This is a genomic window from Methyloversatilis sp. XJ19-49, assembly GCF_024580145.1.
Lineage (GTDB): Bacteria > Pseudomonadota > Gammaproteobacteria > Burkholderiales > Rhodocyclaceae > Methyloversatilis.
Genome location: NZ_JANINI010000004.1, coordinates 1 through 16,464 on the forward strand (window position 1 = coordinate 1; position 16,464 = coordinate 16,464).

General features: G+C 57.9%; 29 protein-coding genes. 26 read left to right on the forward strand and 3 right to left on the reverse strand.

Annotated elements, in window-relative coordinates; translation table 11 throughout:
- The first annotated feature begins 144 nt into the window (after window positions 1-144).
- From NMQ16_RS06140 to NMQ16_RS06190, 11 genes are all read left to right on the forward strand, one after another.
- Window positions 145-384, forward strand: coding sequence for a hypothetical protein (locus NMQ16_RS06140; RefSeq protein ID WP_257079636.1), 240 nt, complete (start codon window positions 145-147; stop codon window positions 382-384).
- 112 nt (window positions 385-496) lie between these two features.
- Window positions 497-1,636 carry a TIR domain-containing protein gene (locus tag NMQ16_RS06145; protein WP_257079637.1) on the forward strand — a complete coding sequence of 380 codons (1,140 nt, stop codon included), beginning with the start codon at window positions 497-499 and terminating at the stop codon, window positions 1,634-1,636.
- A gap of 198 nt (window positions 1,637-1,834) precedes the next feature.
- Window positions 1,835-2,146, forward strand: a complete 312-nt coding sequence (locus NMQ16_RS06150; protein ID WP_257079638.1) for a type II toxin-antitoxin system RelE/ParE family toxin — start codon at window positions 1,835-1,837, stop codon at window positions 2,144-2,146.
- A complete protein-coding gene (locus NMQ16_RS06155) occupies window positions 2,130-2,444 on the forward strand; it encodes a DNA-binding transcriptional regulator (RefSeq protein WP_257079639.1) in 315 nt (104 codons plus the stop codon). The genes NMQ16_RS06150 and NMQ16_RS06155 overlap by 17 nt, the downstream gene beginning before the upstream one ends.
- A 104-nt stretch (window positions 2,445-2,548) precedes the next feature.
- Window positions 2,549-3,139 (forward strand): hypothetical protein, encoded by a 591-nt coding sequence (locus NMQ16_RS06160; RefSeq protein WP_257079640.1) that lies wholly within the window; start codon window positions 2,549-2,551, stop codon window positions 3,137-3,139.
- Between the two features lie 136 nt (window positions 3,140-3,275).
- A complete protein-coding gene (locus NMQ16_RS06165) occupies window positions 3,276-3,749 on the forward strand; it encodes a hypothetical protein (RefSeq protein WP_257079641.1) in 474 nt (157 codons plus the stop codon).
- A 131-nt stretch (window positions 3,750-3,880) separates the two neighbouring features.
- Complete coding sequence (locus NMQ16_RS06170; protein ID WP_257079642.1) at window positions 3,881-4,204, forward strand: hypothetical protein; 324 nt, start codon at window positions 3,881-3,883, stop codon at window positions 4,202-4,204.
- A 76-nt stretch (window positions 4,205-4,280) separates the two neighbouring features.
- Window positions 4,281-4,775, forward strand: coding sequence for a hypothetical protein (locus tag NMQ16_RS06175; protein WP_257079643.1), 495 nt, complete (start codon window positions 4,281-4,283; stop codon window positions 4,773-4,775).
- A 777-nt stretch (window positions 4,776-5,552) separates the two neighbouring features.
- Complete coding sequence (locus tag NMQ16_RS06180; RefSeq protein WP_257079644.1) at window positions 5,553-5,927, forward strand: putative quinol monooxygenase; 375 nt, start codon at window positions 5,553-5,555, stop codon at window positions 5,925-5,927.
- Window positions 5,928-6,008: 81 nt separating this feature from the next.
- Window positions 6,009-6,593, forward strand: coding sequence for a hypothetical protein (locus NMQ16_RS06185; protein ID WP_257079645.1), 585 nt, complete (start codon window positions 6,009-6,011; stop codon window positions 6,591-6,593).
- A 66-nt stretch (window positions 6,594-6,659) separates the two neighbouring features.
- The gene (locus NMQ16_RS06190) at window positions 6,660-7,229 is read left to right on the forward strand and encodes a hypothetical protein (protein WP_257079646.1); all 570 of its coding nucleotides are present in this window, start codon (window positions 6,660-6,662) and stop codon (window positions 7,227-7,229) included.
- A 126-nt stretch (window positions 7,230-7,355) separates the two neighbouring features.
- Here the strand turns inward: NMQ16_RS06190 and NMQ16_RS06195 are convergent, their stop codons facing one another.
- The gene (locus NMQ16_RS06195) at window positions 7,356-7,610 is read right to left on the reverse strand and encodes a Txe/YoeB family addiction module toxin (protein WP_257079647.1); all 255 of its coding nucleotides are present in this window, start codon (window positions 7,608-7,610) and stop codon (window positions 7,356-7,358) included.
- Window positions 7,607-7,858, reverse strand: a complete 252-nt coding sequence (locus NMQ16_RS06200) for a type II toxin-antitoxin system Phd/YefM family antitoxin (RefSeq protein ID WP_257079648.1) — start codon at window positions 7,856-7,858, stop codon at window positions 7,607-7,609. Before NMQ16_RS06200 ends, NMQ16_RS06195 begins: the two co-directional genes overlap by 4 nt.
- A gap of 134 nt (window positions 7,859-7,992) precedes the next feature.
- On the opposite strand from NMQ16_RS06200, the gene NMQ16_RS06205 reads away from it, so the two are divergent.
- From NMQ16_RS06205 to NMQ16_RS06215, 3 genes are all read left to right on the forward strand, one after another.
- Window positions 7,993-8,571, forward strand: coding sequence for a hypothetical protein (locus NMQ16_RS06205; protein ID WP_257079649.1), 579 nt, complete (start codon window positions 7,993-7,995; stop codon window positions 8,569-8,571).
- A 68-nt stretch (window positions 8,572-8,639) separates the two neighbouring features.
- Window positions 8,640-8,885 carry a hypothetical protein gene (locus NMQ16_RS06210; protein WP_257079650.1) on the forward strand — a complete coding sequence of 82 codons (246 nt, stop codon included), beginning with the start codon at window positions 8,640-8,642 and terminating at the stop codon, window positions 8,883-8,885.
- Window positions 8,886-8,961: 76 nt separating this feature from the next.
- Window positions 8,962-9,258, forward strand: a complete 297-nt coding sequence (locus NMQ16_RS06215) for a hypothetical protein (protein WP_257079651.1) — start codon at window positions 8,962-8,964, stop codon at window positions 9,256-9,258.
- A 592-nt stretch (window positions 9,259-9,850) separates the two neighbouring features.
- Here NMQ16_RS06215 and NMQ16_RS06220 read toward each other — a convergent pair.
- On the reverse strand, window positions 9,851-10,342 hold the full coding sequence (locus NMQ16_RS06220) for a hypothetical protein (protein WP_257079652.1): 492 nt from the start codon (window positions 10,340-10,342) through the stop codon (window positions 9,851-9,853).
- Here NMQ16_RS06220 and NMQ16_RS06225 point away from each other — a divergent pair.
- From NMQ16_RS06225 to NMQ16_RS06280, 12 genes are all read left to right on the forward strand, one after another.
- Entirely contained in the window at window positions 10,331-10,618 is a 288-nt protein-coding gene (locus NMQ16_RS06225; RefSeq protein WP_257079653.1) for a hypothetical protein, read from the forward strand. The genes NMQ16_RS06220 and NMQ16_RS06225 overlap by 12 nt on opposite strands.
- 84 nt (window positions 10,619-10,702) lie before the next feature.
- The gene (locus NMQ16_RS06230) at window positions 10,703-11,188 is read left to right on the forward strand and encodes a YegJ family protein (RefSeq protein WP_257079654.1); all 486 of its coding nucleotides are present in this window, start codon (window positions 10,703-10,705) and stop codon (window positions 11,186-11,188) included.
- Window positions 11,189-11,260: 72 nt separating this feature from the next.
- Window positions 11,261-11,725, forward strand: coding sequence for a hypothetical protein (locus tag NMQ16_RS06235; protein ID WP_257079655.1), 465 nt, complete (start codon window positions 11,261-11,263; stop codon window positions 11,723-11,725).
- 440 nt (window positions 11,726-12,165) lie between these two features.
- The gene (locus tag NMQ16_RS06240; protein WP_257079656.1) at window positions 12,166-12,570 is read left to right on the forward strand and encodes a hypothetical protein; all 405 of its coding nucleotides are present in this window, start codon (window positions 12,166-12,168) and stop codon (window positions 12,568-12,570) included.
- A 165-nt stretch (window positions 12,571-12,735) separates the two neighbouring features.
- Entirely contained in the window at window positions 12,736-13,032 is a 297-nt protein-coding gene (locus NMQ16_RS06245) for a toxin (RefSeq protein ID WP_257079657.1), read from the forward strand.
- Window positions 13,016-13,336 carry a hypothetical protein gene (locus NMQ16_RS06250; protein WP_257079658.1) on the forward strand — a complete coding sequence of 107 codons (321 nt, stop codon included), beginning with the start codon at window positions 13,016-13,018 and terminating at the stop codon, window positions 13,334-13,336. The genes NMQ16_RS06245 and NMQ16_RS06250 overlap by 17 nt, the downstream gene beginning before the upstream one ends.
- Before the next feature lie 98 nt (window positions 13,337-13,434).
- Window positions 13,435-13,869 carry a hypothetical protein gene (locus NMQ16_RS06255; RefSeq protein WP_257079659.1) on the forward strand — a complete coding sequence of 145 codons (435 nt, stop codon included), beginning with the start codon at window positions 13,435-13,437 and terminating at the stop codon, window positions 13,867-13,869.
- 22 nt (window positions 13,870-13,891) lie between these two features.
- Window positions 13,892-14,317, forward strand: a complete 426-nt coding sequence (locus NMQ16_RS06260) for a DUF2784 domain-containing protein (protein WP_257079660.1) — start codon at window positions 13,892-13,894, stop codon at window positions 14,315-14,317.
- 134 nt (window positions 14,318-14,451) lie between these two features.
- Complete coding sequence (locus NMQ16_RS06265; RefSeq protein WP_257079661.1) at window positions 14,452-14,913, forward strand: DUF3592 domain-containing protein; 462 nt, start codon at window positions 14,452-14,454, stop codon at window positions 14,911-14,913.
- Between the two features lie 141 nt (window positions 14,914-15,054).
- On the forward strand, window positions 15,055-15,444 hold the full coding sequence (locus NMQ16_RS06270; RefSeq protein ID WP_257079662.1) for a VOC family protein: 390 nt from the start codon (window positions 15,055-15,057) through the stop codon (window positions 15,442-15,444).
- A gap of 40 nt (window positions 15,445-15,484) precedes the next feature.
- Complete coding sequence (locus tag NMQ16_RS06275; RefSeq protein ID WP_257079663.1) at window positions 15,485-16,018, forward strand: flavin reductase family protein; 534 nt, start codon at window positions 15,485-15,487, stop codon at window positions 16,016-16,018.
- 133 nt (window positions 16,019-16,151) lie between these two features.
- Window positions 16,152-16,451, forward strand: a complete 300-nt coding sequence (locus NMQ16_RS06280; RefSeq protein WP_257079664.1) for a ferritin-like domain-containing protein — start codon at window positions 16,152-16,154, stop codon at window positions 16,449-16,451.
- Window positions 16,452-16,464 lie beyond the last annotated feature (13 nt).

The window sequence follows — 16,464 nt, forward strand, 5'->3', positions numbered from 1 at the left end:
TCTTGGTCAAGGAGTAGCTTTGGGCCCGTCAGCTCTTTCCCTCGTCGGTACACCTAACCCTTCGCTGCACCGGAAGTGCTACAGCGGGCTTCGCCCGCTTCCGCACTCCGGTGAGCTCAAACGTTGGGCGTCAAGGGGAACCGCATGAGGAGGCACTTCCTCGCACCGATCAAGAACCCTACTTGGAGGGACTATTTCCTCCGGGTTGGTAGCGCACTCGGAGTCGTTGTCATCGCCATACTTGGCGCACGAACTTTCTTCCCGGGCTACGAGGGCGTCGCTGTTCTGCTTGTTGCAGGGTTAGGCATTTCCGTCGCCGTGATCCAGGGCGCTCGTCATCCCGTTGACAAGCACGGGGCAAAGCTCCACGAGGGGAGAAAGTGACGCCCAACCCATCATTCCACCGGACCGCCTCCGGCGGCCGGTGAATTCAAACGTTAGGCCTCACAAACATCGCCCGACACATATCATCGCGACCGAACTCTTGGGAGCACGCATGACCTACGCTATTGCACTCTGCCTGGAAACTGGAGTCGTCTTAATGTCGGACTCTAGGATGAACGCCGGCCTTGACGCGGTCTCCAGTTTTTCAAAGATGAGGACCTGGGCACATCAAACCTCAACAGGTTCAACTCTCGTCGCATTGATGCACGCAGGGAATCTCGCGGCGGCCCAGAGAGTTCTTGATATCTTCGGACAGAGATTCATGGCTGCCGCAAAACTGGGAACAAAGGCCATCGAGTCTGACTCACCCGCCGCCTCTCTATCTGACGTTGCCACCGAACTTGGAGGAGTCATCCGAGAGGTGGCTGCCGAGTATCGCGCAATGGTTGATCCTGAAATTGCGTTTAATGTGTCCTTCTTGCTGGCAGGCAAAATTGGCGGAGAACGCCATCGCGTCTTCCTAGTCTATTCACAAGGAAACTTCATTGAAGCAACGGAAGAGACACCGTATCTGCAAGTGGGTGAGACAAAATATGGGAAATCAATAGTCGATCAAGTCGTCACTCGAGCATCAAGCCTCTCTGACGGCGTTCAGGCGTGCCTGCTCTCCGCGGCGACTGCTGTTCGCTATAACCTTGCTGTAGCGCCCCCGTTTGATTTGGCAATCCTGAATGCCAAACGACCTATCTGGATAAAGAGAACAATCAAGGAGGATGATCAACGATATTTAGAGCTTGTTCGGGATTGGAACGAGGGCAGTCGAATGCTATTCGCCAAGTTACCGCCTGCGGTAAACATTGAGTCGCCGGACGTCATTGATGTGTTTCTATCCTATAGCAGCAAGGATCGAGCCCTCGCAAAGGCTCTAGCGGAAAGACTAACAACCCTTGGCTTTGTAGTATGGTGGGACACAGAGCTACTGGCTGGGGAAACGTTTCGATCCGAGATACTTGCCCGACTTGAAGCGGCGAAGTCCGTTGTCGTGATTTGGTCGCACCACTCAATAGGCTCGGCGTTCGTTGTTGATGAAGCTGAGCGAGCACGTAGACAAGACAAACTCATACCTCTACGCGCAAGCGATTTGTCCAGCGATGATTTGCCGCTAGGATTTGGTCAGCTCCAAACCATACCAATCACTGATGAAGATACCCTTGTCCGCTCGCTCGCCGCACTCGGAATTAGTAGTGGTTGAGTCGCAGCGCTAACCCGTGAGGCCTAACCCCTCGTTCAACCGGACCCGCTACGGCAAGCGCCGTAAGCCTGGTCCGCGGCACATGGCGCATCATCGCGTACCAGGCTTACGGCGCTTGCCTCCGCGGGCCGGTTAACTCGAACGTTGGGCATCTCGGCGGCGGTAGCCAGCTATGCGCTTTAGGAGTACAGTCCGCACATGCTCACAGTCGTCGAAACGATGCTCTTCCAGAAGCAGTGGCCGCTGTACTGGACAGAGGAAGAACGCGGTGCATTCGCTGCGTACATCGCGGGACACCCAAACGCCGGAGACGTCGTGCCCGAGTCCGGTGGCATCCGCAAAGTGCGGTGGGGGCGAGCAGGTTCGGGCAAGTCTGGCGGTGTGCGGGTCATCTACTTCACGCGCACCGTGGAAGGTGAGGTCGTCTTACTCACGCTTTACGCGAAGTCCAAGACAGACAACCTCACTGGTCCAAAGCTCAAGGAGATTCGCCGTGCCCTCGAAGATTAAGCCGCTGGCCCCCGCCGAGTTGGAGGCCTATGAAGCGCAGCGCGATTTGGCTGCGGAGTTGTTGCAGTCGGTGCGCGAAATGAAGGCTGGGCAAGTCCGTGTCGTGTCGTCGCCAGTCATTGAGGCGCGCAAGAAAACGGGGTTGTCTCAGTCGCAGTTCGCTGCGCTCATGGGCGTGTCGGTTCGCACTTTGCAAGGGTGGGAACAGGGCCGCAAACAGCCCAGTGGAGCGGCTCGGACGTTGCTCTCTATCGCAAGTACAAATCCGAAGGCGTTACTCGCTGTCGCCGGGAAATAAGCCAGGCCCGGCAAGCAGAGGCCCAACCCATCATTCCACCGGATCTGTCGCGGCAAGCCGCGCCAGGCCGGTGAATTCAGACGTTAGGCCTCACAAACGCACCCATGCGCTCAAACCTCCCATTCGAAGCCGCGCCGCGCGCCCGCGCCAAGTTGGACTCCGGTACGCTGTACGCGATCGATGGCGGCGACTCCTTCATCTACTTTGGCCAGGTTGCGGCTAATCGGCAGTTGGGGTTCTTTCGCTATCGCAGCCACGAAGCAAGCGCAAACGAGGCGCTTGCAGCGCCCCTGATGTCCAGGTTCGGCGTACTTCTGCCGAGCATCGGCATTGCGCTCCGCGAAGGAAAGTGGCTACACCTCGGGCACCATGAACTTCGCCCGGAACTGAGCGAAGTACCTGTCGTAGTTCAATGGCCAGTTGGCACTCTGGATGTGACCCTTTGGAAAGGGAGCACCGTCATCGGCTCTACCAAAGTGCATGATCCAGCCATTCAGGATCTGGAAGTGATTGCGGCTTACGACGCTGTCCACCATGTTCCGAACCGACTGCAGGCAGACTTCACTCAGAGCGACAGCGCATGGTCTGCCGGAGGAACCATTCGGCGTGAGAGGCTCAAGAAGCAGGATCTGGCCACGCGCTTTCCGGAACAACCGTGGCACAAGTTGCCGTCAGGCTGGGTTGCCGTCCGGTGAGGCCTAACCCCTCGCTCAAGCTGACCCGCTACGGCAGGCTTTGTAAGCCCGGCCTGAGGTACTCTGTACATTCTCTCAGTTCGGGCTTACAAAGCCTGCCTACGCGGGCAGCTTAGCTCGAACGTTAGGCGTCGCAATGCGCACTGTCCATGCCTTCCAACTCTTCGCTGACTACTTCCAGTTCGTCGTGCAAGACGAAGAGTCGGACGATGACTTTGCCACCATCTGGACCGAAGACGCCTTGTCCGCTCTAACAGCCTTCGGTCGAAGCGCTGTCTGTCCTGGAACGCTCCGCAACGTCGAAGTGCCCGTCGAAGTCGTAGTCAGCGACCACGAACCTCTTGTTGCTTTAGAAGACGTTGAGCATGCGGTTGAAGGAAGCATCGAGATCCCATCTGGGAAAGTGGTCGTCATGGGATGCACTCAATACTTCCCGGACGCTCCGCGATTCAATGTCACGCCTGGAACGTATCGCGCCCTCGCAGTCATGTCGGGCATCAAGAGTATCCAGAACGAATGGGACCCAGCCGATGACAAGTACACTGTTTACCTATGGCCGGGCTCGTCACGTCAACCAAAACTACTCAAGCACTGGAACAGCGACGCCTAACCCCTCGCTCAAGCTGACACGCTACGGCATGCGTCGCAAGCCCGGTGTTTGCCAGTTCGACCATCGTCACACACCGGGCTTGCAACGCACGCCTACGCGTGCAGCTTTGCTCGAACGTTAGGCATAAGTTCATGGCACCAGGCTTTGCTCTCGTTCTTCTCTCTGTGGCATTGGCGGCTGTCGCTCCGCTCATTCTGCTTGTCTCGGTTGCATTTTGCTTTTCGCGCGCCCGTCGGTCTCAAGCACTTCGCTGGCTACTTTCCGGCTTTATTGGCGGTGGTGTGGCTGTGGCTGTTTTCTCCCTTCTCGCAGCGTTGATCGGCACAAGCCAACCCCAAGCGCAGCCGGAGGCTTCATTTGTTCTTTTCGGTGCAGGGTTCTCCGCCTTCGCAATCTTGCGCGGTGCCTTGCCGTTTATTTTCGGGCGTTGGCAGCGAAAGGTTACCCATGCCTAACACTGCGCTCCAGCCGACCGGCTACAGCGGGCTTCGCCCGCTGTAGCCGGTCGGCTGAGCTTGAACGTTGGGCGTCATGAAATTCAGTATCCAGGTCACATGCGGCGGGGAGGTTGTCTTTGCCGGGCATTCGCAAAAGGATCGCCCTGTCTATTACGGCGCACCGCCAGAAACCGGGTTGTGGCGTGTGAGCATTCCAAAGTTTGAAGATTTTGTAGCCGGCAAACTGTTGGCAATGTCATTTGGGGACTCTATCGACGAGTTCCGCTTTGGGTTCGAGATCGGTGAGTTGGAGGAATGGGGGACGTGGTTCACTTCAATGAGTAACTACATGAGCTACCGGCCAAAGCACAAGACATTCATCTCCGTTGGGCAGTTGGAGTGGAAGGCAGTCAAGCACCTATCCACGTCTGAGCAGTTGAAAATGCTTGGCGATGCGCTCGTTTCATCGATCGAACGAATAGCCACGGCTAAGCGCAAGCCCAAGGACTTTGACCACACGGCTCTGGCTCAAACCGTTCGTGGCATCCTGCGCTCGTGCGAGCCATCTCTCGTCGAGGCTGAAGCATGACGCCCAACCCATCATTCCACCGGACCTCGCGCCTGCGGCGCGCGTCCTGTGAATTCAAACGTTAGGCGTCACCGAATCCCCACTCTTTATGCGCAAGCTCCTCATCACTATCTTCTTGGCCACCACCGCCGCTATATCGGTCGCGGAACCTCTTCCGCTCGCGTTCGCTTCTATTTCTTTTCCAGTCGGCTGGAAGGTAGAGGTAGAGAAAGGCACGTATACCTCGTCTCCACCATCGGAAGGGACAGGCCGAGTGATCACAGCGCAGGTGTGTACACGGTCGAAAGAGGACTGCGGAAATACGTGCAATCCATCGGAGCTGCGCTCGAACTTCTTCTACTTCTTCGATGCGAAGTCGAACGCTGAATACTCACAGCCGACACGGACCGACGAATTCGAAGAACTGAGTGCTATTGGCGCCGTTGGAACACCTCCGATCTGGATAGCGGCAACGGTCATATGCGGGTCGCTCGGGCTGGTATACATCGGAGCAATGTCTCCATCGAAGGACGAGGCCATGACCCTGCTCTCAAGCGCAACTGAGTCAGTTCGCCTGGCTCCGAATGGAAGCAAGCCTGCCAAGTGACGCCTAACACTTCCATCGAGAGGGACGTCCAAGGGCTATCGTCCTCGGCCGCCCCTCATGTTGAACGTTAGGCCTCGCTAGTGCCCTTCGGCAACTGCAGCGCCTCATCATTGCCTTTCTGGAACCCAGGTGAGTCACTGCGTGCAGAATTGGTGCGGGCACATCGCCCGTGAGAACCACAGGAGACATGAATGTTTGCGCCTGACACTTGCTGCACCTTGGTACCGTACTTTGAGGTCCAAGACGGGCAACTCGACGCTTTCAAAACTCTGGCGCTGAAGCTCGTCGCCAAGACGCGCGCGGAGCCGGGTTGCATGCACTACGCCTTCTCTTTCAGCGGCAACGTCGCCCACTGCCGCGAGGGATACGTGGATGCTGCCGCAGTGCTCGCACATCGTGAGAACGTTGCTGAATTGCTTGGCCAAGCGCTGAAGATCGCAAAGATCGTCAGTTTCGAGGTCCATGCGCCAGAAGCGGAGATCGATAAGCTTCGCGGCCCGATGGCATCGCGGAGTCCACAGTTCTTCGCGCTCGAAGAAGGCATTCGCCGCAGCAGAGAGGCCTAACCCTCCCATCGAGAGGGACGTCCGTGGGCTATCGCCCTTGGCCGCCCCTCATCTCCAACGTTAGGCAACATCAGCATGCCAATGAAGCACGACCTGTCCCACATGTACGCACTCAAGTCCGCAATCGAGGACTTGCTCGGAGAAGCTGCTTGGCGCGACTTGAAGGAATGCACATCCCTCACAACGTGGCGTCGCTACGTATTGAAGATCATTGACGCCATCGAACTGAGCGTCAAAACCAATATTCAAATCTGCGACGAAGACTGGATGAACCAAGTAGCTAGCAACTTGGCACATGGGCGAGACCTCGCACGAATTGCAAAAGATACGGATGGCCTAGTGGCCGCACTTACGGCGACCTTGCTAAGGCAGGTCTTCTTGCAACTAGGTCATGCACCGCACCGAAAGACATCGCGCAACGTGACCCTCAAAGCGGACAACTGGCGCCTCGACGGCTTCAGGACCGTTCAAATTGTGCAAACGCCAGCCCAACGCGAAGTGCTTTTCATGTCCAAGCAACGTAGAGAGATCGGCTTCGATGCGCAGTTCGATTTGGAAGCGGAGTACAGGCGCAGCAGGTCCAAGCTACCCTATTCTGTTTGGTGTGCGCAGCGAGCAAGTGAACAGCAAGAGGCCAAGCAAAATGGGCCAGAAAATGTCGCCTAACTGGGCGGTCAAGCGGGCGCCAACAAAGCCCATGGCTTCGCCGTTTGTCAAACGTTAGGCATCAGAATGGAAGCTGCATCGACCACAACTGTTGTTCGCGCTGGACTGGAGCGTGCTTGCGTGCAGTTCAGCGCGGGCATCTCTGAGCATCGCTTTGCTCGAACCAAAAAGATGTTCTGGACGCGTGTTAATCAACACACGATTGACTTTGTGCACTTTCACCGCAGCGGAAGTTCTTACGGTGCACCTAGCAGCGCATCGGTTGCTATCCGAGTTCACTTCGGAATACGCGTGCTGAATGACACCTTTCCTGCACAGGCCTTGAACGGTCCCTGTAGCGACTCTCCGACCACAAGTGCTGGCCGCTATCACCTGAGGTTCAATGCTTCTACCGGAAGCACCTCTGAGAGGTGCATCGAAGACTTGCATCGCCTCTTCATGGAAATTGGGCTGCCATGGTTCGAAAGGTTCTCCGACCCGACCGCGCTGCTTGAGTTGGCGGACTCTCCGTTGCAGCCCTATGCGAAGAAGCTACTTCAAGACGCTGTCCGAGAAAATCCCGTTGCAGAGCATGTGGCAGCATCGCTGAAGCTCTTTGGGGTCAAAACCCACGCAGCACATCGCGCTGATGCCTAACCCCTCGCTCAAGCTGACCTGCTGCGGCAGCCGTCCTTGGCCCGGTTGTCGGTACGAGGTACATTTTCGCCAACCGGGCCAAGGCCGCCTGCCTCCGCAGGCAGCTCAGCTCGAACGTTGGGCGTCTCAGTAGTGGTAGCGGAGTTGTGCGAGGAGAAGAGAGCCGTCTTCGATCTTGTAGACCATCCGGTGCTCATCATTGATGCGCCTAGACCAGTAGCCTGATAGCGCGTGTTTGAGTGGCTCCGGTTTTCCGACGCCAGCGAACGGCTCGCGCTTGACTTCATTGATGAGCTTGTTGATGCGCTCAACCATCTTTCGGTCTTGCTTCTGCCAGTAGAGATAATCTTCCCATGCCTCGTCAGAAAAGATCAGCTTCACTCGGCAAGCTTCCGTTCGGTGCCTTTGCCGGCGTCCAGTTGTGCGGTCGCGGACAAGAGCCGTTTGGCATTGGCAGGGTTACGCAGCAAGTACGCCGTTTCCTCAAGGGCTTGAAAGTCTTCAAGGGAGAGCATGACCACGGCTTGGTCACCGTTTCTGGTGATGATCAGAGGCTCATGGTCGTTGCACACGCGATCCATCGTGCGAGCCAAGTTTGCTCTGGCTGAGGAGTAGGTAATGGCATCCATTGGGCACCTCGGTGGTTGTACGGAATATTGTACATATGCGTATGCGAACTGTCCACCAGGGGCGGAGACGCCCAACCATTTCATCGAGCGGATTTGCCTTCGGCAAGCTGCTCACGTCAAACGTTAGGCCGCTCGTGAAGCAACACGATGCTCATCTGTCCCAGTTCAGCATCGCGGTGGGTATTGCCGCTCTTGTTGCACCGGCTCTGCACTCGGCCACAGACGCGCTGGAGTGGTACTACGGAGGCTTCTCAGTAGCCCAACTCTGGCTCAACTACATCGCCTTTCTTCCAATGCCTTGGTTGCTGCTCGGGCTGTACGCCGTACGTAAACCAAGGCCAAACGTAGTGGGGCTGATCGGCGCACTTCTGTATGGGGCGGCATTCACCTACTTTGCTCATACAACTCTCTACGCAATGGCCGAGAAGATTCCCACCTATGAAGCCCTGTGGGCTCGTCTTGGCAGCATCTACACAGTTCACGGCGCATTCATGGTGCTCGGAGGCTTCATGTTCGCTTGGTCTGCACTGCGCGCAGGTTGGTTGCCAAAGTGGCCACTACTGCTCTTCGCGGCGGGCGTCGCACTGAATCTACTTCTTGCTCTTATCCCAGCACCAGACATCCTTCAAACTATCGGCACTGCAGCCCGCAATCTCGGGCTTGTCGCAATGGGCTATGCCATCCTGTTCAGACAGCTGAAACCAGCGGCCTAACCTTTCAATCGAGAGGCAGGCACCGGCAAGCCGGTGTCTGCCTCTCATCTCAAACGTTAGAGGTCACGGTGAAGATCCACGGTTACGCCGACGAAGGTCGCGCCATTGGGGACAATGTTCCCGTCGAGCTTGCAGAAATTATCCTTGTCGCAACTCCAGACGAAATGCGCCGGATTGCCAAGTTTCTTGAGTCTTGCGCGGAGGGAATTGATACCCGTGGCAAGGCTTGGGAACACGAACATCTTTCGGACAAGGACCGTTCGTTCGAAAGCTCACCGCATTTTGTTGTGTTTAACCCGGATTGCGGCCAATGACCTCTGACTTTCCGCTCCAGAGGGACGCTTCGTCGGCAAGCCTGCGAAGCGTCCCAGCGCTTGCACGTTGGGCGTCATGAGCGAACATCGTTCCCGGCATCACACGCAAGACAGACGTGGCTCAACTGTCAAGGAAGGCACACGTGTGCGTGTCATCGAAATTTCGCCGTCAGTTCTTGAGCCTTTCGATCTGCAAGAGATATCGCGTGTTCAATCGATGCTTGGCGAAGTCTTCTCCGTGTATGAGGTCGATCCGTACGGTAGGGCATTGATCGAGAAATGGTGGCATGAAGGTGAAGAACACTCGACGTCGCATTCTCTAGCTCTTGAACCATCACGAGATGGCGGTCGTTTCAGACAATTGAACCCATGATCAGGCCCTGCACAGGTTTCTCTCGTTGCTCAGTTGCCGTGTCGCTGGCGCCGACTTTTTGTGTCTGCCACTTTTCATCCGCGCCGCCGCCCAAGCCGGCGTTAGAAATGGAACCTGCAAGTGACGCTTGCAGGTTCCGTCCGCGCTCCGGCCGTCCCTCACCTCAACGTCAGGCCTCTTGTGACTAAGCCCGACTTTCTTTTGCTGCTGCTTCTGAACAGTGCATGTAGCTCGACGCATGACTTGAAGCGAGACGGTCCGAACTATCTCGGCGGTGGTGGTGGCTTCATAGACGACGAGATGGCGCCGGGTGTCTACCGCATCAAGGGCTTCAGCAACCTCTCGCTCTTCGCCACTCCGGACTCGGCCGCAGAAACATTCCGTTATCGAGCGCAGCAGCTGTGTCCTGCCGGATACGACGAAGTACGGAGCTCTTTGAATGCGTACCGCTCCTCGAGTGGCGGCGTAACGATAGTCCCCAACCCCGAAAGTCCGGTCCCGGTCGAATTGCCGCCGCCTGTCATAACTTCCAAGATCGGGTTCGTGAGTTGCAATGACAGCCCTTTGTCCCTCCACGAAGCGCATATGCTTGTTACGGCGGGTGACGAACCGTGACGGAATCGCCGGAGGTCCGACCGGTCATTCCAGCGGACCTAAGCAAAAAACCGCTCAGGCCGGTGAATCCAGAATTCAAGCCGCCGAGCCGATAACCATGAACAAAGCTAGCCTCTTCCTTCTTGCCGCTCTGGCGCTGCAAGGATGCACCATCACTCGAAGCGATTCCCTTATCGCCTTCACTCCGGTCCCTCTCAAGCGTGCTGCAGTCGCAGATGAAATCGATGGTGCTGCAGTCAGACAGGTGTCGGTCATCGATTCTCGCCGGGATGGATAATCTGGTCGTCCCATCACTGATGGCCGGATATTGCTGAACAAACGCAACGGGTATGGCAGAAAGATGGAAGGCGTCTACGCTGCAGCACGCCCGCTGGCCGAGTATGCAAAGGCCTCCTTGGAAGATTCGCTTGTTCGCCTTGGTGTAGCTCGGCAGCAACACGCTCGGTACGAGATTCAGGTGATCCTGCATGAAGTTGACGATCCGCACTACGAAAGAGGCTTCTTTCAGTCACCCGCGAACTACTTGACCTTGGCGGCAACGGTAGCGGTGATGGAAACGGCAAGTCAGAAGGAGTTATGGCGTCAGACCATTCTCGCCAGGACCGAGCTGACGTTTCAAGGCGTGTTCGGCGGCGCCGACGATTACGCCCGCGCTTTGCCCTCTCTAATGAATGATCTTGTCGTACGCTGCGTCACCGCTCCCGGATTCGCGGAGGCACTGAGAAATGGTGAGGTCAGAACGTGAGTCGGCCGAACCCTTCCATCGACACGGACGCTGCGCGATAGCGCCGCGCCAGTCACCTCTACGGTTACGCCTCAGGAAGAATCAATGCGCACGCTGTCTCTACTGCTCTTGTCTGCGACGCTCGCATTTCCGAATCTGTCTTCCGCGCAGGAGCGTGACGAGAGCGAGATTGTCATGATCGGCACCACCGACCCTGAAATGGTCGATGCGATCCGAACGGCTAGAGCCGGACTCGATGACTTTCTTGCGTTAGCCAATTCACCCTCAACAGGAACGGAACAGTTCAAGTTGAAGGTCATGATTCGTGACGGTGACGCGACAGAGCACTTCTGGGTAGTTCCATTCCGCCCCACCGGCACGGGATTCGAGGGCGTCCTCGCTAATGATCCGAAGGTCGTTCACAACGTCAAAGCAGGTCAGCAGATACAGTTCACGAGGAATCAGATCTCAGATTGGGGTTATTCAAGGAATGGCCGTCAAGTCGGTAGCTACACCGTGTGCGTACTGTTCAAGAAAATGCCACCTGAGCAGGCCGACTACTACCGAAAGAATCACGGATTCGACTGCTAGGCTGGAGCAGCTGAGGTCTGACGTCTCGGCCAAGGAAGACGCCTTCAGCCTTACGCCTCTCACAACATCGACATGGCAACCTCGTACCGCTTTGGCGTCCTCAGCTACCAGATCATTGGCGCGGTCTGCAGCCTCTTCTTCCTGGGGTGTGCTGCTGGAGCGTTCCTAGCCCGGCAGTACCCACCAATCGCAGTCTTCGCGTTCTTCGCATGCATGGGCCTGTACATGACTGCCAGCGCCGGAAGCTTTGAGTTATCCGAGAAGTCGGTCACCCATCACAATCTCCTCGGCACGTTCCGCATGACTTGGGCGGAAGTTCGGAGGGTTGAGTTGGGTACTCAGGGCTCGATCATCCTTCACGGTGAAGGCAAGCGCTTCGCGCTCGCACCGCCTGCCTACTGGTCAGGCAGGCAGAAGCCGGAAGCATTCGAATTGCTCCGCAAGACCATTGATCAACTCGGTGTACTTACGTATCCAAGTAACACTGCCGACTACAAGGTCCACAAAAATGTTCGGGTCCGTAAGGGAGAGGCCTGAGGCAGGCGCAGCAGTGACGACTCCCACACCGAGCGGATGAAGCGGCGCATCGACTCCGAGCACGGCAAGCGGGATGAAAGGCGCGCGCCTTGCCGGGGTCGAACCGGTGTTCGGCAACCTGCGGCACCACAAGCGGCTCGATCGCTTCACGTTACTCGGGCGCACCAAGGACGATGCTGCAGTGGAAGCTCCAATGCATGGTGCACAACATCGAAAAGCTCGGGCACCACGGCTACGCGAATTAGGTATGCTGGCGGAAAGGGAAACGCGCCGATCCGGTCTGTCAGGAGCTGCGTATGAGGGCGTAAGGGGACGACGATGAAACCGCTGAACCGGGACTGATGCGATGAAGAATGAATTGAAGCCAGCTATTGCCGGGCGCAGCAACTTGGCCCGAAACGGGGTTCTTCTACTGCGTCGTTAGAACACAAGGAACAGTGATGGAAACTCAAGCCGTCGCGCAGAAACCGCAACCCGTCGGGATCGCCGTGAATCTCCTTTGGGCATCCTTGGGCGTGGGTTTGGTCAAGACCTTGATTGACTATTCACACGTCACTGCTCAGGCATCCGTAGCGTTCACAACTGTCGTCGTGGTCTTTACGTTCGCCTTGATCGGATTTCTCGTTTTCAAGATCTCCGCTGGCAAGAACTGGGCGCGTATCACATTCCTTGTCCTATTCATCATCGGCGTATTGCCAAGCCTGTTCGTCGTAGTGGGCGAGTTCTCGCGGTCATTGATTCTTGGGGTGCTTTCAGTAGCTCAAATCGGCCTTCAGGGCTACGCCCTCTTCTTGCTGTTTTCCCTGCCGGGTAGCACCTGGTTTCGCAAGGTTGTATCCGCTTGAGTTGTAACCCGGCGGTGCAGGGGATGCGGCACGATCACGCCGCGCAGCGTCGGTCTCCTCTACGTTGGGCCTGTCGGCGGCCGCTGAACGTCTACGTTGAAAGTCTTCAAAGGCAGCGCGCTGCAGTCTGGTGACAAAAGGCACACGTCAAGGTAGCATTTCCGCATGAAGCCATTTCGCTGGAGCCCGGAGAAGAACGGTGTGCTCAAGGAAGATCGAGGCGTGTCCTTCGAGAGCATGGTCGTTGCCATCGAGGCTGGCGGACTTCTGGACATCCTTGCTCATCCCAACGAGCAAAGGTACCCGAGACAACGTGTCCTTGTTGTCGCCCATGACAGCTATGCCTACCTGGTACCGTTCGTCGAAGAGGACGATTACTTTTTCCTCAAAACGGTCATTCCGAGCCGCAAAGCGACCAGGGACTACTTGAACCAAGGTGACGATGATGCCCACCAAGATTGATCACGACGAAAGCGAGCTTCTGAAGGCCTTTGAACAGGGGCAGTTGAAGTCCGTCGCAACGAAGAGCGAGCTGGCCAGGTTCAAGGCGGCTGCACGAGCCACGGCTTTGAAGGATCGGCGCGTCAACATCCGTCTGTCGTCCGGGGACTTGTCGGACATCCAGATCAAAGCGCTTGAGGAGGGCATTCCTTACCAGACGCTCATCGCCAGCGTGCTGCACAAGTACGTTACAGGTCGTCTGACTGAGCGCCCTGCAGCAAGCAGGCAAGCGTTGAAGACCAAAGTGCCGAAAAGCGGCGGCTGAGCAAGCGCTTCGGTCATGCCGGACACGCCCAACGTCTCGGTTGTGCTGACCACCCGAAGCTGCGCTGCCCGACGTCCTCGCAACGACGGCCTCAAGTCGTGAAAGCCACCGTTCACAAATTCAAGCGCGGAACGGCGTGGCCGAACGAGGGATTCGTTCAGGGGGCGATCGAGGCATTTTTTCGCGCCGGTGGCTTTGACGTCGGCAAGCACCGGACGATCGACCTCGTATGCTCACACCCTTTCAGCGGTGTTGAATGGAGAGTCGAAGCGAAAGGGCTGACCACCGCCGTAGGCCTCGACTTCCGAACTGGCTTGGGCCAGCTGATCCAGGGCATGGAGGAGCCAGGCATCGAGTACGGACTCGCCGTGCCAGACATTCCACAGTTCCGGAAGCAGGTTTTCGCGGTCCCGTCCTGGGTGGTTGAGACTTTGAGAATTCACTGGTTGTTCGTTCAGCCCGACGGGTCAGTAAAGATTGAATCGGTCAGGTTCAGAAGGCCGCAGCATCCGACTGCCTTCGACGTCGGCTGAGTGGTGGAGTCAGGCGTAGCCGATGCACGAGCCGCTGCCCTACCGACTGCTCGCGGATGCGGTCCTGCTGCTGCATTTCGCCGTGGTGGTGTTTGTCGTCGCCGGGCTCGCTGCGATCGTCGCAGGGAATCTGCGAGGATGGCGCTGGGTGAATGGCCTGTGGTTTCGTCTCGCTCATCTCGCTGCCATCGGGGTCGTCGTCGTCCAGTCGATGCTGGGCAGGCTGTGTCCGTTGACGGTGCTGGAATCGTGGCTGCGCGAACAAGCCGGCGGTGCGGCCTACAGCCGGAGCTTCGTTGAACACTGGGTTCAGCGCGTTCTTTTCTACGAGGCGCCGTTCTGGGTGTTCACGGTGGCGTACGTGGCCTTCGGCCTGCTCGTCCTTGCGGCGTGGTGGCGTTTTCCGCCGCGCAGGAGGGCTAAAAATGGCCAAGCGGGCAGCACCTGACGTGTCGCTGAGGCCGAGCGCCGGCGGAACGCTGTCGGGGCTGTTGTGGCGGTACGGTAGATTGTCGCCAACCGGGCCCCGGCATCCTGTTGTCGTTGCCCGCCCACCTCGGACGTCAGACGTCGGGATTCACCATGCTCAGTAATTTGGGGTTCTTCGGTATCGCCCTGGTGATCGGAGGCATACCGCTCGCACTGAAGTCGCACTCGCGCATCCGCCTGTATCAGCGAGCGCAACACTGGCCGAAAGTCCGGGCCACTGTCATCAAGTCATCCGTTACAGAGTCAACCGACGGCGATGGCACGTCATTCCGTCCGGAGTTTTCGTATTGCTACTCGGTCGCGGGAATCGAATACTGCTCGACCGAGCATACGGAAGGCCTTCCTTTCCCGAGCACCGAAGAAGCCGCACGCCGAATGGTGAACAGCCTTCCCGTCGGAAGCAGTGTCGACGTCGCGGTGTGTCCGACTGAACCGAAGCGCGCGGTGCTCGACACGGGGTGTCCGAGGATGTGGCAGATCCTGCGTCGCGCAAGCATGGTTGCTCTCGTCGCAGGGGCCGCGATTGCACTGCATGAACTGGTCATTCCGAAATGAGGGTCGGCCGTTCTCAAGGTGGACCTGAATGGCAATCCGCTCGAGCAAACTTGAGGCTTGGCATATCGATGCTCGCATCCTCTTCATCCGTCGAATCAGATCTGCGGCCCAATCAAAGGGCTGGCCTGACGACCGCCCGACATGTCGAACATCAGAGCGCAGGAGGCAGTCATGCCGGCACACGAGAAGATCAACTACGTCGAGTACCCGGCGCGTGACATGGTTGCGACGAAGCGGTTCTTTCAGGACGCCTTCGGGTGGGTGTTCGAGGACTACGGCGCCGACTATGCGGCGTTCTCCGGCCAGGGCCTCGACGGGGGCTTCTTCAGGTCCGATCTGGTGGCAGATACCCGTCAGGGGAGTGCGCTCATCGTCTTCTACAGTGCGGACCTCGAGCGTACGCTCGCCAAGGTGGTCGCTGCGGGTGGCAGGATCGTGAAGCCGGTGTTCGCGTTCCCGGGTGGCCGCAGGTTTCACTTCACCGAGCCCAGCGGCAACGAGTTTGCGGTCTGGTCGGAGGCTGCGGCCTGACGGGTGTCCGCAGGCGACCACCATGCCACCTGAGCCGCAAATGAAAAAGCGCTTCCCGCTGTCGAAGGTCTACAGCCTGCTCGAACCCGGGCCACTGCTGCTGCTGACCACCGCCCACCGCGACGCCAGCGACGTCATGCCGATGACGTGGTACTCCCTGCTCGGGTTCGAGCCGCCGCTGGTGGCCTGCGTGGTCAGTGCCGGCAATCACTCGCAGAAGCTGCTTCGGGCGTCGAAGACGTGCGTGCTGAACATTCCGGCGGTGGAACTGGCGAAGCAGGTGGTCGGGTGCGGCAACTGCAGCGGCGCCGAAGTCGACAAGTTCGCGAAGTTCGGGCTGTCGTGCAGTGCCGCGGAACAGGTGGCTGCGCCGCTGCTTGATGACTGCTACGCGAGTCTCGAGTGCCGGGTGGTCGACACCGGGCGGGTTCGGCGGTACGAGCAGTTTGTGCTCGAAGTCGTGGCCGCCTGGGTTGACCCGAAGGTCAAGGACCCCCGTACGCTTCACCACCGCGGGTACGGCAAGTTCATGGTCGCCGGCGAGAGCATCAAGCTGCGTTCCAGGATGCGGTGAGCACCTGCGGGCCGTGCGGCCATGACCCATGTCGCGCAGCGCTGGGCCGCCGGCCCGCATCGCCGCCATTCCGGCCGCCTCCCTGGCAGGGCAGAATGAGCCTTCCCCAAACAGCGCGAACCAGGAGATCCCAATGTCCAGTGTCGGTTACCACGAACCTGTTGAAGAACTGTCGGATGAAGTACGCGACATGCATCGCGCCATCGTTTCGCTGATGGAAGAACTTGAAGCGGTGGATTGGTACAACCAGCGTGCATCCGCCTGCAAGGATCCCGTGCTGAAGAAGATTCTCGAACACAACCGCGACGAGGAAAAGGAACACGCCGCCATGGTGCTCGAATGGATCCGTCGCAAGGACGATCGCTTCTCGCACGAACTGAAGGACTACCTGTTCACCGACAAGAGCCTCACCAGCGACGCGCACGGTCATTGAGTTGAAGGCTTCG

What these genes read in the sequence shown, in the direction of transcription:
- NMQ16_RS06140 (WP_257079636.1), top strand. Translation starts at nt 145, where the DNA reads ATGAGGAGGCACTTCCTCGCACCGATCAAGAACCCTACTTGGAGGGAC.
- NMQ16_RS06145 (WP_257079637.1), top strand. Translation starts at nt 497, where the DNA reads ATGACCTACGCTATTGCACTCTGCCTGGAAACTGGAGTCGTCTTAATG.
- NMQ16_RS06150 (WP_257079638.1), top strand. Translation starts at nt 1,835, where the DNA reads ATGCTCACAGTCGTCGAAACGATGCTCTTCCAGAAGCAGTGGCCGCTG.
- NMQ16_RS06160 (WP_257079640.1), top strand. Translation starts at nt 2,549, where the DNA reads ATGCGCTCAAACCTCCCATTCGAAGCCGCGCCGCGCGCCCGCGCCAAG.
- NMQ16_RS06165 (WP_257079641.1), top strand. Translation starts at nt 3,276, where the DNA reads ATGCGCACTGTCCATGCCTTCCAACTCTTCGCTGACTACTTCCAGTTC.
- NMQ16_RS06170 (WP_257079642.1), top strand. Translation starts at nt 3,881, where the DNA reads ATGGCACCAGGCTTTGCTCTCGTTCTTCTCTCTGTGGCATTGGCGGCT.
- NMQ16_RS06175 (WP_257079643.1), top strand. Translation starts at nt 4,281, where the DNA reads ATGAAATTCAGTATCCAGGTCACATGCGGCGGGGAGGTTGTCTTTGCC.
- NMQ16_RS06180 (WP_257079644.1), top strand. Translation starts at nt 5,553, where the DNA reads ATGTTTGCGCCTGACACTTGCTGCACCTTGGTACCGTACTTTGAGGTC.
- NMQ16_RS06185 (WP_257079645.1), top strand. Translation starts at nt 6,009, where the DNA reads ATGAAGCACGACCTGTCCCACATGTACGCACTCAAGTCCGCAATCGAG.
- NMQ16_RS06190 (WP_257079646.1), top strand. Translation starts at nt 6,660, where the DNA reads ATGGAAGCTGCATCGACCACAACTGTTGTTCGCGCTGGACTGGAGCGT.
- NMQ16_RS06200 (WP_257079648.1), bottom strand. Translation starts at nt 7,858, where the DNA reads ATGGATGCCATTACCTACTCCTCAGCCAGAGCAAACTTGGCTCGCACG.
- NMQ16_RS06215 (WP_257079651.1), top strand. Translation starts at nt 8,962, where the DNA reads ATGAGCGAACATCGTTCCCGGCATCACACGCAAGACAGACGTGGCTCA.
- NMQ16_RS06220 (WP_257079652.1), bottom strand. Translation starts at nt 10,342, where the DNA reads ATGCAGGATCACCTGAATCTCGTACCGAGCGTGTTGCTGCCGAGCTAC.
- NMQ16_RS06230 (WP_257079654.1), top strand. Translation starts at nt 10,703, where the DNA reads ATGCGCACGCTGTCTCTACTGCTCTTGTCTGCGACGCTCGCATTTCCG.
- NMQ16_RS06235 (WP_257079655.1), top strand. Translation starts at nt 11,261, where the DNA reads ATGGCAACCTCGTACCGCTTTGGCGTCCTCAGCTACCAGATCATTGGC.
- NMQ16_RS06240 (WP_257079656.1), top strand. Translation starts at nt 12,166, where the DNA reads ATGGAAACTCAAGCCGTCGCGCAGAAACCGCAACCCGTCGGGATCGCC.
- NMQ16_RS06245 (WP_257079657.1), top strand. Translation starts at nt 12,736, where the DNA reads ATGAAGCCATTTCGCTGGAGCCCGGAGAAGAACGGTGTGCTCAAGGAA.
- NMQ16_RS06250 (WP_257079658.1), top strand. Translation starts at nt 13,016, where the DNA reads ATGCCCACCAAGATTGATCACGACGAAAGCGAGCTTCTGAAGGCCTTT.
- NMQ16_RS06260 (WP_257079660.1), top strand. Translation starts at nt 13,892, where the DNA reads ATGCACGAGCCGCTGCCCTACCGACTGCTCGCGGATGCGGTCCTGCTG.
- NMQ16_RS06265 (WP_257079661.1), top strand. Translation starts at nt 14,452, where the DNA reads ATGCTCAGTAATTTGGGGTTCTTCGGTATCGCCCTGGTGATCGGAGGC.
- NMQ16_RS06270 (WP_257079662.1), top strand. Translation starts at nt 15,055, where the DNA reads ATGTCGAACATCAGAGCGCAGGAGGCAGTCATGCCGGCACACGAGAAG.
- NMQ16_RS06275 (WP_257079663.1), top strand. Translation starts at nt 15,485, where the DNA reads ATGAAAAAGCGCTTCCCGCTGTCGAAGGTCTACAGCCTGCTCGAACCC.
- NMQ16_RS06280 (WP_257079664.1), top strand. Translation starts at nt 16,152, where the DNA reads ATGTCCAGTGTCGGTTACCACGAACCTGTTGAAGAACTGTCGGATGAA.